We start from the raw sequence: 15,225 nt of genomic DNA, 5'->3' as shown, positions 1-15,225 counted from the left end.
TGAATGTAAAGATAGTATAATTGCATGATGCATCCGTTCCGTTACAATTTATCATCCTTCCTTATTGTATGTCTGATTCTGACGAGTTTTTCGACACTTGCACAGGATAAGGAATATTGGTTTTATTTAGAAGCCAAGGATTCGGTTTTCAATCCACATTTTGAACCGACGAAAGATATTCTTCAATACAAAGGAATGGATGCAAAATTGAAATCCGTTTTAGGCAACTACCGTGTGAAGGTGTTTAAAAAAACGTATCGAAATGCTACCCCTAAGGAATATGGCAGATTGTTTTTTGTGATTGCCGACAAGGAGGAGTTTCTAGAAGATATCTTAGATAATGCCTCCCATATTTTTGTTTCGGGAGAACGGGTGGCTGAAGAAGATCAGAAAATCTTTGAACCCAACGACTATGGACTTACCAGTACTATTGGTAAGAATGAAAGTGACGATGTGCTGATGGATTACTACGACTTTCTTGGACTTCCCAAGGCCTGGTATTATACGACAGGCTCTAGAGCGATCATTTTGGGAATTGCCGATGCAGAAATAGATACTAGTAGTATTGAGTTTAGGGATAAAGTTAAGATTATCGCGCCCACCATTCCCTCTGGCTCACACGGCTCTGGAACCGCTGGAATTGCAGCCGCTCAAGGTAATAATGGGTATCGCAGCACGGGTGTTTGTTACGATTGTTCCATCTATTCTACCTCCTACGGTAGATTTAAAGATTTTGAACAATTGTTAGAGCTTGCCCAGCTCGATGTGCCAGTTATAAATTGTAGTTGGGTAGGAAGCGTTTATTATGAATCCGGCCAAAAGGCTATCGATTCTATGTATCGAAGTGGGACTTTAATTATAGCTGCATCGGGAAATAGGGATTGGAATAAAACCAAAGGTGAAAAACTGTATTATCCGGCATCTTATGATAACGTTATTTCAGTGGCATCGGCGAGCTATAAGTTTCCAAAGGTCACTGATAATATTAAGTATGAAGAAAGTGGCAACCCATATGGTGAAAACATACGGGGCTTTTTAGGTCGAACCATAGGATTTAAGGATACCTCAACTTTCAGTGAACCTTTTAGCTATGGGGCATCGCTTACCACCTTAAATAAAGAAGTGGATTTACTGGCCCCGGTTCCTGGACAGTTAGCCATGGGAAAATATATTACTTCAGGGACTATTGAATATGTAATGGAGGCAACATCGCCAGCGGCACCTTTGGTGACAGGGACCGTAGGATTAATGCTTTCCTTGTACCCTTGTTTAGCCATAGATGAAATAGAATCAATTTTGAAACTTACTTCGATGAACATAGATGCTATCGGCGACAATAGTAAATATAAAGGGAATTATGGTGCCGGGATTCTACAAACAGGCGATGCGGTTGAAATGGTGTTTCAAATGGTACAGGAGGGTGAAACCGTCACGATATCAAATCAAGACTTTAGTCGATGGGATTTTAGACTGACCACTTATTCTGAAGAGGTGAGAATTGAAAACCAAAAATTTACTGGAAGTAGTACCCTGAATCTTACGACCAAGGAAAGAATTGTACTCGGACCTAATACCGTTTTAAAGCCTGGTAAAGCGGGAAAGATTTCCTTAAAAATTGATCCAAGCCTTGCCCCGGAATGCGAGTTGAAGTTGCGGGATCCGTCAATATTAGTCGATGGTCGGTAGCCGGTAGTCTGCAGTCTGTTGTCAATAGAAGGAAGCGTATTGTTATTTTCCAGTATCTAACACCTACCACCTTTATGCATAAAGCATAAAGCTTACCGCCTATGGCATCTAAACCGTCTTCTGCACCACCTCAAAAATCTGATTTTCATCGCATTTTAAGGTCTTGGATGGATATTTTAGAAGAAGCGCATAATCGTGCGTAGCCATTAAAATGGTATTGCCATTTTTGTTGATTTCCTGAAGTACTTCCATTACCTCCACACTGGTCTGTGGATCAAGGTTTCCAGTAGGCTCATCGGCTAGAATCAATTCGGGATCGTTAAGCAGTGCTCGGGCAATGGCAACCCGTTGTTGTTCTCCTCCCGAAAGTTGATAGGGATATTTGAAGGCTTTGGTTTTCATCCCGACTTTCCCCAATACTTCTTCAATTTTGGATTCCATTTCCTTTTTGTCCTTCCAACCGGTTGCGGTGAGGACGAATTTCAAATTATCCTTTACGGTACGGTCATTCAATAATTGAAAATCTTGAAAAACCACGCCCAATTTACGCCGGAGAAAAGGAATATCCTTTTCCTTTAAACTCGCCAAATCGAAGCCAACGATTTCACCTTCACCCTTCTGAAGCGGAAGATCGCCATACAGCGTTTTCATAAAACTACTTTTTCCTGTTCCGGTCTTACCGATTAGGTAGACGAATTCGCCTTCATCAACAGAGACAGTGACATCGGAGAGCACCAGATTGTCACGTTGAAAAATAGAGGCATCCTTTAAAAATAAAACAGGTTTCGACATAGTGGGTAACTAGAGTTTGGGTTGTCCAATTGGGTTAACGCATCAAAAATATTGTTATTCTTCTAGTTTGGAAAGTTTTTCTTGCAAGGCTTCAATCTGTTCCTGTTGTTCTAGGGTATACAGCGTTAATTCCTCAACTTTCTCCAATAACAAAAGATTCATTTCCTTCAGCGACATTCCCTCTTTTTTCATCGTTTCAGCAGAAGGAACCTTCGGCAAATGATAGTATTTTTCGATATAGGCTTTCAATTCACCTAAGGTTAGCATCCTGTAATTCAAGAATTCCGTGTCACTTTCACCAAAATACGTGTGAAACACATAATCGGGTGCCACCGCGCCATCGAGATCGACCAACACTTCTTGGGTATGGATTTTTCCTTTCACGGTAAGCAGTTCATCTGGGCGTTCGGTACCAATACCAATTTTACCATCGCGTTCGGAAAGATTTTTAAACGGATTACGTTGTGCCGAAACGCTACAGGTTAAAAAGCTGATCGTAAGTATAATAAGGTATTTCATGGTGAATAGCATAAGTTGATTTTCAATTTTAAAGGTACTCGAAATTTTCAAGAGCGTATTAAACCTTTCTTAAAACATACTTATCGCTACTTTTTTCCGTTTTCAAAACTGAGACAAACTATTACTTTTGTTTTTCAAAACCCCTACGTATGCGTCACAACCTCGCAGTGATTCTAATCTCACTTTTTATATCCACTTTTTCCTTTGCCCAACGTACAGCAGTCGACACCCACGAGCTAGTCGATTATCGTAAGGCCTTGGAGCTATATAATAACAATCAGTATTTAGCCGCCCAGAGCCTTTTTTCAAAGGTGAAGCAAACCACCGATCAAGAAAGCATCGCTGGCGATTGTGCATACTACATCGCCAATTGTGCCGTTCGACTGAATCAACAGGATGCCGATCAGTTAATGGAGGAGTTTGTTGAAGAATATCCTACGAGTATCAAGCGTAACGATGCCTATATTAATGTAGCGAACTATTATTTCGAAAATGGAAAATATGCCTATGCACGAAAATGGTACGACAAGGTAGATGAGGGAAATTTGCCTAGGAGTGAACGCGAGCGCTACTACTTCAACAATGGGTATGCTTATTTTAAGAGCAATCGCTATTCTGAAGCTAAAAAGTACTTCAACAGAGTTAGTAATTCTGAAAAATATGGGTCACAAGCCAAGTATTATTTAGGCTATATGGCGTATGAAGGTGACGACTACCAAGAGGCAAACCAACAATTTGAGGCGATACAGGGCGATGAGCGCTATGCCGAGGATCTTTCCTATTATCAGGCCGATATGAATTTTAAGTTGGGAAACTTTCAAAAGGCGATCGACCTTGGTTCAGCACAATACGACCAAAGCAATCCGCAGGAGCGGAGCGAGCTTTCAAAGATTATAGGAGAGAGCTACTTCAACCTCGAAAAATATGCAGAAGCGATTCCTTACTTAAAGGAATATAAGGGAAGAAGAGGGAAGTGGAACAATACCGATTATTATCAATTAGGATATGCCTATTACAAGCAAGGAGACTATCAGCAAGCCATTAATGAATTCAACAAAATTATCGATGGAAAAAATGCCGTTGCCCAAAATGCATATTACCATTTAGCCGAAAGCTACCTCGAATTGGGTCAGAAGCAGCAAGCCTTAAACGCGTTTAAGAATGCTTCGGAAATGGATTTTTCTTCAGAAATTCAAGAAGATGCTTTTTTAAACTATGCGAAATTGAGCTATGAAATTGGAAATAGCTATGAAAGTGTGCCCAGTGTACTACTTTCTTTTATCGAAACTTATCCTGATAATAAAAACAATGAAGCCTTACAGGATTTATTAATCGATTCTTATATCACCTCTAAAAACTATGAAGCCGCCATCGAGCTGTTGGAAAATAACCGACGTTTCGAAAACAAGTTAGCGTATCAGAAAGTAACCTTTTTTAGAGGGTTGGAATTGTATAATGAAGGTAACTACAGTGAAGCGGTTTCACTCTTCAATAAAAGTTTAAAAGAACCACGCGATGCCTATTACACAGCTCGTGCAACCTTCTGGAAAGCGGAAAGCGATTATCAGGCCTCTAATTTTGAAGAAGCATTGATTGGCTACAAGCAGTTTCGTCAGTTGCCGGAGTCCTCTCGAACGCCTGAATGGAAAAATTATCAGTACAATTTGGCGTACAACCAATTTAAGTTGAAGGAATATGCCGGCGCCATCGAAAACTTCAAAGGCTTCCTCCAGTCCAATTCGTCCGATGGCGCCCGAACAACCGACGCCTATCTTCGGTTGGGCGATAGCTACTTCGTCACCAGCCAGTATTGGCCAGCGATGGAAAACTATAACGAGGCCATTTCAAAAAACACCCCTGATAAGGATTATGCAAGTTTCCAAAAAGCGATCAGCTATGGTTTTGTGGATAGAGTAGATCAGAAAATCGAAGGCCTGCAGTCTTTTGTTTCCGATTTTCCGAATTCTGTATATAAGGATGATGCTTTGTATGAACTGGGGAATACCTACGTAGCCCAGGACAGAAATGCCGATGCGTTGAAAACCTACGACCGACTTATCCGCGATATGCCAAACAGCAGTTATATAGCGAAGACGTTGATGAAAAAAGCGTTGATTCTGGATAATACGGGTAATAGTAATGAAGCCTTGACGCTCTTCAAACGTGTGGCAAACGAATATCCCGCAACACCTGAAGCCATGCAAGCGGTGTCGTCGGCGAAGTTGATTTACATCGATCAAGGGCGTGTAAACGAGTATGCCGAATGGGTAAGTCGATTGGATTTCGTGGAGGTACAGAATGCCGAATTGGACGATGCTACCTATCAAGCAGCCGAACAACCCTATTTGGAGAATAAATCGGAAGTGGCGATCCGTCGCTTTGAAGACTATTTGAACGATTTCCCGAATGGCAAGCATGCATTGGAAGCTCATTTCTATTTAGGTCAGTTGTACTTCGCCAACAATTCTTGGCAGAAAGCAGAACCGCACTATGAATTTGTGGTGAATAAAGAGCGAAGCGAGTTTACCGAGCAAGCCTTGGCGCGAATTTCAGAGGTATATCTTGCCGAAGATAATTACCAGAAAGCACTGACGAACTTGAAACGTTTGGAAGCCGAGGCAGATTTTCCACAGAATATCATCTTTGCGCAAACGAACAGTATGAAAGCGCATTATGAGTTGAAGCAATATGGAGAGGCGGTTACCTATGCTGAAAAAGTACTGAACAATCCAAAAGTGGATACTTCCATAAAAAGCGATGCGCAAATTATTATCGCTCGAGCCGCCATGCAGACAGGCGACGAGGTGAAGGCTGAAAAGGCGTATGCTGAGGTACGAAAGATGGCGACCGGAAAGTTAGCAGCCGAGGCTTTGTATTATGATGCATACTTCAAACATCAAAATGGAAACTATAAAGCTTCAAATGAAGCCGTGCAGTTATTGGCAAAAGATTATTCGGGCTATAAGCGATTTGGCGCTATGGGCTTGGTCTTGATGGCGAAGAATTTCTATGCGTTGGACGATGCTTATCAGGCGACCTATATTTTGGAAAATGTGATCAATAATTTCACCGATTTCCCTGATATCGTGGAAGAAGCACAAACAGAACTGACAGCCATTAAAGCAACGGAAGCCAAGACTAATGCTTCGGTAGAAACCGAAGGCAACTAATTCATCACTCAAAAAAATCAAATTCATTCTATGTTCGAATTCATGAATTCAATGCATAAGTTATATCAGAAGCTAACGAATCGTAGCTATTTTCATTTTTCACTCGTAACCATAACGTTTCTTTTTCTTGGATCCGGAACGTTGATGGCCCAAGAAGAAGGAGAGGAAGAAAACGATCTTGGAACCGAGGTGGTCAATATCGTGAAACCGTATACCCCAACTATCAGTGATGCTTTTAAGGTAATGGAAACACCGGTACTCAACGATTCGGTAGTGACGCAAAAAAAGGAAGTGGAGTATCAAATTTTTTCGGTTCCGGTAGCGTCAACCTTCACGCCCGCAAAAGGAAAGGCCGAAACGGTAGAAAAGGCAAAACCGGTTACTGTTTATGACAGCTACGCAACCTTAGGTTTTGGAAGCTATACCAGTATTTTGGCTGAGCTCTACAGCAATTTTGAGATTAGCAGAACCGATAATGCGGGATTTTATTTTCGACATAATTCATCGCAAGGCGACATCGATGGCGTATTATTGGAAAACAAATTCTACGACACCCAACTTGACGGTCATTATACCAGCCGTCAGCGTTATACCTCCTATCATCTAGAAGGGGGAATCGAACATGAGATTTATAATTGGTATGGTTATTATAATGTTGATCCAACCTTTATTCCAGATCCTGATTTTATCAATACAATAGACCCACAACAGTCGTATTACGGAGGCTATCTTGGAGGTAGCATATTAGTAGATGATTCCTTTTTTGAGAAGGTTTCTGCCAAGTTGCGGTACACGGGCGACGCCTTTTCCAGTTCCGAATTTAATATCACCGCTAGCCCAGAATTTCGATTTCCATTAACCGATTTTGCTATATCGGTGAAAGGCGATGTTGATTATCTTACGGGAAGTTTTGAAAAATCCTATTTTTCGGACCAGGGAATAGCTTATAATACGTTGTTGGCTGGGGTAACGCCAGCATTGGAGTATACCGATGAAGATCTTTCACTATCCATAGGAGCAACTTTAGTAGCCGGCTTGGACCTAGAGAATAGCGCGTCCGACTTTTATATCTATCCACAGATTCAGGCCTCCTATCGACTGGTCGATGAACTGTTAATTGCCTACGGTGGTGCCGAAGGCGGTTTGGAGCAGAATACTTATTATCAATTCAAGGAAACAAATCCGTTTATATCACCAACCCAAGGGATTGTGCCCACAAGCAATTTATATGAAGGTTTTGCGGGAATCAAAGGGAAACTGACCAATTCGGTTGGCTATAATCTTCGTGCAAGCTATGGAAAAGATGAAAACAGCCCATTTTTCTACAGTCAGGTTCCCGCCGTTGGGACAAATCTTGATGAAGGCTATCGCTATGGAAATTCTTTTGGAATTGTATACGACGACATGAATACCTTGTCCATTTTTGGAGAGTTGAAGGTGGAACCTAATGAAAATTTCTCGCTGGGAATCACGGGTGAATTTTTTAGCTACGACACCGAGTCACTCGACGAGGCCTACAATTTACCTATGTTGAAAGCATCCTTGTATTCGAATTTTGAAATTACCGAAAAGCTATATGGAGGTGCCTCCTTGTTTTTCGTAGGAGAACGTGAAAGCATTCGTTTTGCGATTAGTCCGGAGTCCAGTATTCAACCAGAAGAACGAACCCTGGATGCCTATTTGGATGCCAATCTTCACCTAGGATATAGAATTACCGAACGATTGAACATTTTCGTTAAAGGAAGCAACCTACTCAATGATAATTATGAGAAATGGGATAACTTTCCGGTACAAGGCATTCAAGGCTTGCTAGGTGCTACTTATAAATTCGATTGGTAATCATGAAGGTTATTACGAATTACGAATCGGTTGAACAATCCATTCAATCGCATCAACCTATACTGCTTTATTTTTCTTCCAATACCTGCGGAGTGTGTCAGATTCTTCGACAAAAAGTTTCTGATATGGTTAAAAATCAATTTCCGGATATGGTACCACTCGAGGTGAAGGTTTCCGAAACGCCTGAAATAGCCGCCAAGCATATGGTGTTTTCAGCGCCGACTATATTGGTGCTTTTTGATGGGAGGGAAGTGATACGCGAAAATCGAAATGTTAGTTTGCCTCAATTTGAGTCCGCTGTGGCTAGAATTTATTCCCTTTGGAAGAATGCTTCGGAAGAAGGCTAGAATAAAGACGCTTTCCCTATTTTTGCTGAAAATTTCCGACCATGAAAAATATTTTCTTCTTTGGTGCACTGATTTTAATGCTTAGCTGTGCTCCCGAAAAAGTACCTGCCGATTTATTGGTGAAAAATGCAACGATTTATACCGTAGATGATTCTTTTTCTGAAGCTTCAGCCTTTGTAGTGAAGGATGGTAAGATATTGGAACTCGGTTTAAAACCCGAACTAGAGCTGAAATATTCCATAGCAGAAACCTATGATGCCAAAGGACAAACGATTGTACCCGGTTTGTATGATGGTCATGCGCATTTCTATGGCTTGGGAACCGTGCTTCAGCAAATAAACCTTGTCGGAACACAAAGCTATGACGAAGTTCTGGAAAGAGTACAAGCGTTTCAGCAGGAGAAACAGATGGACTATATTATTGGTCGCGGTTGGGACCAGAACGATTGGGAGATGAAGGAATTTCCAACGAAAAAAGAATTAGATTCCTTATTTCCTGATACGCCTGTAGCGTTAACACGGATCGATGGGCATGCAATGGTTGCGAATAATAAAGCCTTGGAAATTGCCGGTATTACAAATGAAACGAAATCGGAGGGTGGTGAAATAGAAAAATTCGACGGCGAACTAACCGGAATCCTTATCGATAACCCAATGCTTTTGGTGGAAGATTCCTTCCCAAAGCCAACGCGTGAGTTCAACATTCAGGCTTTGATGGATGCTCAGGAAATCTGTCTGAAAAACGGCCTTACTACCATCAACGATGCAGGGTTAAATCGAGACGTAATCGAATTGATTGACAGTTTACAGCAATCGGGCGATCTGAAAATGCGCATCTATGCTATGGTCAGTAACTCGAAAGATAATTTAGACTATTACTTAAGTGAAGGGCCTTTTAAAACCGATCGACTGAATGTCCGTTCCGTGAAAGTGTATGCCGATGGTGCGTTAGGGTCACGTGGTGCGGCGATGCGCCAACCCTATAGCGATAAAGAGGGGCATTTCGGTGCTATGGTAACAGAGGCAGACAGCTTGGAAATGCTCGCTAGGCGCATCGCCACAGCAGGTTTCCAGATGAACACGCATGCTATTGGAGATTCTGCTAATATTGCTGTAATTCGCGCTTATGAAAAAGCATTAAAAGGAGAAGAAGGTGCTCGTTGGAAAATTGAACACGCACAGATTGTAAGCAACGGCGACTTCGATCACTTTTCTAAAAATATTATTCCTTCCGTACAACCTACCCACGCTACCAGCGATATGTACTGGGCCGAGGATAGGGTAGGGGAAGATCGGATTAAAGGAGCCTATGCATACCAAACCTTACTGGACAATGCTGGAATAGTTGTGTTGGGAACCGATTTTCCGGTGGAAGAAGTGAACCCCATGTATACATTCTATGCTGCAGTGGCTCGTAAAGACCTACAGCACTATCCTGAAGGTGGCTTTCAAAAGAAAGATGCTCTTAGCAGAAAAGATGCGCTTCGCGGTATGACGCAATGGGCCGCCTATTCGAATTTCGAAGATTCGGAGAAAGGGAGTTTGGAGAAAGGAAAGTTTGCCGACTTCACAGTACTAGATCGTAATATCATGGAAGTTCCAGAGGACAGTATTCCGAAAATCAAAGTGGTAGCAACTTTTATAAACGGTGAAAAGGTTTACGGTGCTCACGTGGAAGCTGTCACTTCAACAGAAACTGAAACGCGTCATTAGATTATAATCCACCTTTCGCCTGAAGGTCTTCGATACACAAAGGATCAAGCTGGGGCACATTGCTTCTGCTTTGAAGAAACCGTTGTAGGACGCTTCGCTGTATGTTATTTGCTTCAAAATACATTAAACAATTTTCAACCACACAGTGACGTCCATTTGAAGGATCCTCATGATTATCATGGATATCATCTTCCAAGATATTAACTAATCCTAGCAGATGTCCAAATTCATGCTGAACGGTGGTGCTTTCTAAAACTTCCAACGAACTTGCTGGATTATTGGCTATTAGCGTTTGTAATGTTTGCTGATAAATTACTATCGAGGTATTTCTATACGCGGTTCCGAGTGTTACCGACGTATCGGTGTCGTTATTAGACTGGCCATCAATAAACAGTACAAAAACCGCTATTGTCCCATCCTCCGTGAACTGCGTTCTATTAGCATCCTCTATATCACGAATCTCGTCAGTGGTATACGGACTCCCGGTTGGAAACCCAATATTGGTTTCTACAATACTGACCCCGCCAGGCTTGTTTAACCGAGCTTCTAAAAACTGCTCTAGTGAAGACAATGTCTGCTCGGTAGGACGTGTTGCTGGTGTATGGGCAATTTCAATGATTAGGTTAGAATAAGGAGCTTCGTTCAATAAATCTTCCGCAGAACGCCCCAACGCTTTTTTGTTCTCAGCAGTTGGATCGTTGGAAGCACCATCATCATCTTTTTTACATGAAACTAGAACGAAAAGTAAACTAAATAGAAGTAGAATTTTAGGGGCAAAGGAGTTCATGTTCAATTTTTTGTATTTTTAACAAACATAACCGTTACAGTTGTAGTATGAAAACAAAGGTTTTGTTTTTAACGCTTTTTATGATGATTTGGTATTCCGGGAATGCCCAAGAAACGATTTCGCAACAACTGCTTATAGATTATTTTGAAGTTAATGGCACACAACGTCAGTATAATGAAGCATATGACAATCTGTTGCTTATGCTGCCTTCGCAATTTGAGGATACTATTGCAGAAAATGTCTGGAGCGAGTTGAAAGTTGAAAAGGAAGCGCAGGTTCTCGCTATGTTACAATTGCTTATTCCCGTTTATGAGAAGCATTTTACAGAGGAAGAAATCCAATCGATGTTATTGTTTTACCAAACCGATGCCGGCCAACAATTGGTAAAGGACCCAAATAAGTTGTCGACAGCACAACAGGAAGCCATTTCAGATTTTTTCCAAACACCTGTCGCCCAAAAGATATCGTCGACACATACAGCACTTTCTACCGATATTGCTGCTATTTCTGAGAAATGGAGTAGTGACCTTTACCGCGATACGATGGACGCTCTTATTGAAAAAGGTTACACTCCGAAGCAATAAAAACCTGTTCCATTACCTTTGTAGAAATCTTCAATTCATTTCTATGGACGAAATAATTCGTCAGTTACCCCAACGTGCCGCCGATGTGGCAAAGGAGAACAAGCAATTCTTCAAAAAACTGAAGAAAAAGCCTCCGAAGCACCTCGATTCTCTAATGCAGGAATTGCATGCCGACGAATTCTCACGAACCGATTGTTTGGAATGCGCCAATTGTTGTAAAACTACGGGACCACTCTTCACCCAAAAAGATATTGAGCGTATCGCGAAGCACTTCAGAATGAAGCCCAGTCAATTTATCGACACCTACCTTCGCATCGATGAAGAAAACGATTATGTACTGAAGGAAGTTCCTTGTACCTTTCTAGGACCTGATAATTATTGTAGTATTTATCCCGTAAGACCCAAAGCATGTCGGGAGTTTCCGCATACCGACCGAAAGAAATTTCAACAGATTTCAAACCTCACTATGAAGAATGTTGCCATCTGTCCAGCCGCTTTCAATATCGTGGAGGAAATGAAAAAACGACTTAAATAATATCTATCGTCGACCCGCAGGGTCTAAAGCACCCTGCGGGTCTAAAAGGCCAATCAATAAAGCAGATACGGCTGTCGCATCTTATCATACACTTCCAAATCGCGCAACCATTCCTTACGAATTTCGGGATAGGTATAGCCTTCTTCAATTTGCTGTTGCAATTTTTCAGTTCCTGCCAATTTCACAAAGAAATCGTTGAAAAAACTAGACTTCTTGCCATAGCCGACATAGGCTTCAATCAACCATTCCAAATTCAATTTGTCTAATCTCCTAGTTTCACGCAAATCCAATCCGTTACAATTTTCGCCTTTAAACTTTGGGTATTTGGCACCTTCATTCGGTTGTGGGGTGAAGGTGAAGGGAAAGTATTCCTTCGGAAGGGAAGGAGCTCCAAAAACCTGAAACTGCATATCGGTACCCCGACCTGCACTTACGATGGTACCCTCAAAGAAACACAGACTTGGATATAAGTTGATTGCCGTATCATTGGGTAAGTTGGGGGAAGGCTTCACCGGTAAGCTATATTGCATTTCCTTGTCGTAATTTTCAACGGGAATGACGGTAAGGTTACATTTAACATTTTTATTCAACCACCCTTCTCCGTTAATCATGTTGGCATATTCACCTATAGTCATGCCATGAACTACAGGTACTGGATGCATGCCGACAAAACTTTTATGTTTCATTTCCAAGATTGGACCGTCAATATAATGGCCATTAGGGTTCGGACGATCCAATACCAACAACGGAATGTTGTTTTCAGCACAGGCTTCCATCACGTAGTGAAGTGTTGAAATATAGGTATAGAATCGCGCCCCCACATCCTGAATATCAAACACCATCATATCGATACCGCTCAACTGCTCTGCGGAAGGTTTTTTGTTGTTTCCATAAAGGGAAACAATCGGCACTCCGGTTTTGGTATCTATGCCATCCTTCACCACTTCACCAGCATCGGCGGTACCGCGAAAGCCGTGTTCCGGAGCAAAGACACTTTTGATATCGATTCCCTTTGAAACCAACCGATCCACCAAATGAAGCTGTTCTCCCTCTACTTCAACAATAGAGGTTTGATTGCCTACCACACCAATTTTCTTGTTCTTTAAAAGCGGAAGGTATTTTGATTCTTGATCGGCCCCAGTTCGGATGGGTTGCTGCTGGTCGACATTTTCGACGGAGGCAATAGAATCTTTGGAAATATCGGCCATAGGCTTTTCACTTTCTTGTGAAGGATGATTTCCACAGGAAAATGTCAGTAATAGCAATGCGAAAAGTGTATTTTTGAGCAAAGTTGTCATATAGGTGAATCTGGAATTTTTCATAGCAAAACGCATCATTGCGTCCAAGGATTATAAAAGTAGTGTTTCGGCTCCGATTATTAAAATTGCCATCACTGCAATCGCTTTGGGCATCATCATGATGTTGGTTAGCATAGCGACGGGCGTCGGATTGCAACAAAAGATTCACGAGAAGGTTTCGGCCTTTAATGGCGATATCATTATCTCTAATTTCGACACCAATTATTCCAACGATTCGCAGCAGCCGATTTCCAAAAACCAGGACTTTTATCCAAATTTTGATGCTGTTGAAGGGGTTTCTCATGTACAGGTTACCGCCTTGAAAAGTGGGGTTATCCGTACTGAAACCGACTTTGAAGGAATTGTGGTGAAAGGGGTTGGAGACGATTTCGATTGGCAGTATTTTGATGAGTTCCTAACGGAAGGTCGTTTACCCAATTATAGCGATAACCTAAACAGTGAAATCCTGATATCGGAATATTTGGCCAACCGGCTACAATTGAAGTTAGACGATAAGGTGGTCACGTATTTTATGCAAGATGGAAATAACGAGCGTGCCAGAAGTCGAGGGTTCGACGTGGTAGGCATTTACAATAGTGGCTTTCAACAGTTCGACGAACAATTTTTGATAGCCGATATTCGTCATATCCAACGCTTAAACAATTGGGAAGACGATCAGATTGGCGCTTTTGAAGTATTCGTCAACGACTTTGATAATATCCAAGCTATCGGCAATGCCGTATACGATCAAACGGCAAGTACTTTAGATTCGCAGACTATTCGTGAAAAGTATGGAAGCATCTTTGAGTGGTTGGACCTATTCGATTTCAACATCGCACTTATTATAGGGATTATGATTTTGGTGGCGGGCATCAACATGATAACGGCCTTATTAGTCTTAATCTTGGAACGCACGCAGATGATCGGAATTCTAAAAGCATTGGGTACTTCCGATTGGAGTGTCCGGAAAGTGTTTTTGTACAATGCGATGTATTTGATCGGGGTTGGACTGTTTTGGGGAAATGTAATCGGATTGGGATTGCTGTTCGCGCAGAAATATTTCAAACTATTTCCGTTGAATCCAGACACTTATTATGTATCGGAGGCACCAGTGTATCTTGATATCAGCTATATTATTTTTCTTAATGTCGGAACCTTTCTGCTCTGCTTGTTGATGTTGCTGATTCCTTCCTATATCATTTCGCGTATTTCTCCTGTAAAGGCGATGCGATTCGAGTAAAATGAAACGAGCCCGTAGTTGTTGCAACCACGAGCTCACGAGATTTCAAACTATCGATATATTATAAGCGATAGCCAACCCCTAAACCGATAAGCCACGGATTGATGTCTACTTCGGCCCCAACGGTTGCTCCTAGAGCTGTCGTAGCATCTACAGTAGCATCGGTGCTGAGAAATAGTTTTTTCACATCAGCATTGATAAACCAATGGTCGTTGAAGCTGTAGTCCAATCCTCCTTGAAGAGCAAAACCTATGTTGTTATCATAACTTACCTCGTCTGCTACAGGTCCCTCATCGGCACCCCAAAAAATAGTATAGTTTATACCAGCCCCAACATAAGGCTTCAAATTGCCGCCAGTAAAGTGATATTGAGCGGTTAAAGTAGGTGGCAGCAACCAAATGGAGCCTAAATCAATATCGCCTACAGCGGTATCAATGGCTGTTACATCATGCTTGGTAGTACCTAAAATTAATTCGGCAGCGATGTTTTCGGTGAAGAAATAGGTAATGTCCAATTCAGGGATGACAGTGGTAGAAATTTCGGCGTCGCCACCAATAACATCAATCGTTGCACTTTCGTCTGGCGTAACAACTACACCACGCAATCGAAATTGCCAAGGAGAAAATTCGTTGGAAGCAGCTGCCTCGTTGTCTTGGCTCATGGCACTGAACGGAATCACGAATGAAAGGAATAATCCAAAAATCACTTTTTTCATA

Annotated in this window: 13 protein-coding genes; 8 read left to right on the top strand and 5 right to left on the bottom strand. The window is 41.8% G+C overall.

Features of this window, described 5'->3' with window-relative positions:
• Positions 1 to 24 precede the first annotated feature (24 nt).
• Positions 25 to 1,686 carry a S8 family peptidase gene (locus I4Q58_RS02365; protein WP_203293320.1) on the top strand — a complete coding sequence of 554 codons (1,662 nt, stop codon included), beginning with the start codon at positions 25 to 27 and terminating at the stop codon, positions 1,684 to 1,686.
• Between the two features lie 108 nt (positions 1,687 to 1,794).
• Here the strand turns inward: I4Q58_RS02365 and I4Q58_RS02360 are convergent, their stop codons facing one another.
• Together I4Q58_RS02360 and I4Q58_RS02355 are read right to left on the bottom strand one after the other, a co-directional pair.
• Positions 1,795 to 2,478, bottom strand: coding sequence for a cell division ATP-binding protein FtsE (locus I4Q58_RS02360; protein ID WP_203293318.1), 684 nt, complete (start codon positions 2,476 to 2,478; stop codon positions 1,795 to 1,797).
• A gap of 54 nt (positions 2,479 to 2,532) precedes the next feature.
• Entirely contained in the window at positions 2,533 to 2,997 is a 465-nt protein-coding gene (locus tag I4Q58_RS02355; protein ID WP_203293316.1) for a hypothetical protein, read from the bottom strand.
• Between the two features lie 149 nt (positions 2,998 to 3,146).
• Between I4Q58_RS02355 and I4Q58_RS02350 the strand changes: the two genes are divergently transcribed.
• The 4 genes from I4Q58_RS02350 to I4Q58_RS02335 are packed head-to-tail and all read left to right on the top strand — an operon-like array spanning position 3,147 to position 10,065.
• Positions 3,147 to 6,167, top strand: a complete 3,021-nt coding sequence (locus I4Q58_RS02350) for a tetratricopeptide repeat protein (RefSeq protein WP_203293314.1) — start codon at positions 3,147 to 3,149, stop codon at positions 6,165 to 6,167.
• Positions 6,168 to 6,218: 51 nt separating this feature from the next.
• Positions 6,219 to 8,006: a TonB-dependent receptor gene (locus tag I4Q58_RS02345; RefSeq protein ID WP_203293312.1), complete on the top strand. Its 1,788-nt coding sequence runs from the start codon at positions 6,219 to 6,221 to the stop codon at positions 8,004 to 8,006.
• 2 nt (positions 8,007 to 8,008) lie between these two features.
• Entirely contained in the window at positions 8,009 to 8,353 is a 345-nt protein-coding gene (locus tag I4Q58_RS02340) for a thioredoxin family protein (protein WP_203293310.1), read from the top strand.
• A 41-nt stretch (positions 8,354 to 8,394) separates the two neighbouring features.
• A complete protein-coding gene (locus tag I4Q58_RS02335; RefSeq protein ID WP_203293308.1) occupies positions 8,395 to 10,065 on the top strand; it encodes an amidohydrolase in 1,671 nt (556 codons plus the stop codon).
• Between the two features lies 1 nt (position 10,066).
• Here the strand turns inward: I4Q58_RS02335 and I4Q58_RS02330 are convergent, their stop codons facing one another.
• Entirely contained in the window at positions 10,067 to 10,852 is a 786-nt protein-coding gene (locus tag I4Q58_RS02330) for a membrane metalloprotease (RefSeq protein WP_203293307.1), read from the bottom strand.
• Positions 10,853 to 10,899: 47 nt separating this feature from the next.
• Here I4Q58_RS02330 and I4Q58_RS02325 point away from each other — a divergent pair, with 47 nt between their 5' ends.
• Both I4Q58_RS02325 and I4Q58_RS02320 read left to right on the top strand, forming a co-directional pair.
• Complete coding sequence (locus I4Q58_RS02325) at positions 10,900 to 11,436, top strand: DUF2059 domain-containing protein (RefSeq protein WP_203293305.1); 537 nt, start codon at positions 10,900 to 10,902, stop codon at positions 11,434 to 11,436.
• A gap of 43 nt (positions 11,437 to 11,479) precedes the next feature.
• Complete coding sequence (locus tag I4Q58_RS02320; protein WP_203293302.1) at positions 11,480 to 11,971, top strand: YkgJ family cysteine cluster protein; 492 nt, start codon at positions 11,480 to 11,482, stop codon at positions 11,969 to 11,971.
• Positions 11,972 to 12,024: 53 nt separating this feature from the next.
• Here I4Q58_RS02320 and I4Q58_RS02315 read toward each other — a convergent pair whose 3' ends face one another.
• Positions 12,025 to 13,269 carry an exo-beta-N-acetylmuramidase NamZ family protein gene (locus I4Q58_RS02315; protein ID WP_203293300.1) on the bottom strand — a complete coding sequence of 415 codons (1,245 nt, stop codon included), beginning with the start codon at positions 13,267 to 13,269 and terminating at the stop codon, positions 12,025 to 12,027.
• A 4-nt stretch (positions 13,270 to 13,273) separates the two neighbouring features.
• On the opposite strand from I4Q58_RS02315, the gene I4Q58_RS02310 reads away from it, so the two are divergent.
• Positions 13,274 to 14,509 (top strand): ABC transporter permease, encoded by a 1,236-nt coding sequence (locus I4Q58_RS02310; RefSeq protein WP_203293298.1) that lies wholly within the window; start codon positions 13,274 to 13,276, stop codon positions 14,507 to 14,509.
• 61 nt (positions 14,510 to 14,570) lie between these two features.
• Here the strand turns inward: I4Q58_RS02310 and I4Q58_RS02305 are convergent, their stop codons facing one another.
• Positions 14,571 to 15,224, bottom strand: a complete 654-nt coding sequence (locus I4Q58_RS02305; protein ID WP_203293296.1) for an OmpW/AlkL family protein — start codon at positions 15,222 to 15,224, stop codon at positions 14,571 to 14,573.
• Position 15,225: the final 1 nt, after the last annotated feature.

Source organism: Luteirhabdus pelagi (assembly GCF_016827595.1).
Taxonomy (GTDB): Bacteria; Bacteroidota; Bacteroidia; order Flavobacteriales; family Flavobacteriaceae; genus Luteirhabdus; species Luteirhabdus pelagi.
Note: the sequence above shows the minus strand (reverse complement) of the source record. Positions and strands in the feature narration are given on the sequence as shown.

Bases quoted from the DNA above. Each gene is read 5' to 3' on its own strand.
- I4Q58_RS02315 (WP_203293300.1), bottom strand. From the start codon at position 13,269: ATGACAACTTTGCTCAAAAATACACTTTTCGCATTGCTATTACTGACA.
- I4Q58_RS02340 (WP_203293310.1), top strand. From the start codon at position 8,009: ATGAAGGTTATTACGAATTACGAATCGGTTGAACAATCCATTCAATCG.
- I4Q58_RS02365 (WP_203293320.1), top strand. From the start codon at position 25: ATGATGCATCCGTTCCGTTACAATTTATCATCCTTCCTTATTGTATGT.
- I4Q58_RS02355 (WP_203293316.1), bottom strand. From the start codon at position 2,997: ATGAAATACCTTATTATACTTACGATCAGCTTTTTAACCTGTAGCGTT.
- I4Q58_RS02350 (WP_203293314.1), top strand. From the start codon at position 3,147: ATGCGTCACAACCTCGCAGTGATTCTAATCTCACTTTTTATATCCACT.
- I4Q58_RS02305 (WP_203293296.1), bottom strand. From the start codon at position 15,224: ATGAAAAAAGTGATTTTTGGATTATTCCTTTCATTCGTGATTCCGTTC.
- I4Q58_RS02360 (WP_203293318.1), bottom strand. From the start codon at position 2,478: ATGTCGAAACCTGTTTTATTTTTAAAGGATGCCTCTATTTTTCAACGT.
- I4Q58_RS02320 (WP_203293302.1), top strand. From the start codon at position 11,480: ATGGACGAAATAATTCGTCAGTTACCCCAACGTGCCGCCGATGTGGCA.
- I4Q58_RS02335 (WP_203293308.1), top strand. From the start codon at position 8,395: ATGAAAAATATTTTCTTCTTTGGTGCACTGATTTTAATGCTTAGCTGT.
- I4Q58_RS02345 (WP_203293312.1), top strand. From the start codon at position 6,219: ATGCATAAGTTATATCAGAAGCTAACGAATCGTAGCTATTTTCATTTT.
- I4Q58_RS02325 (WP_203293305.1), top strand. From the start codon at position 10,900: ATGAAAACAAAGGTTTTGTTTTTAACGCTTTTTATGATGATTTGGTAT.
- I4Q58_RS02330 (WP_203293307.1), bottom strand. From the start codon at position 10,852: ATGAACTCCTTTGCCCCTAAAATTCTACTTCTATTTAGTTTACTTTTC.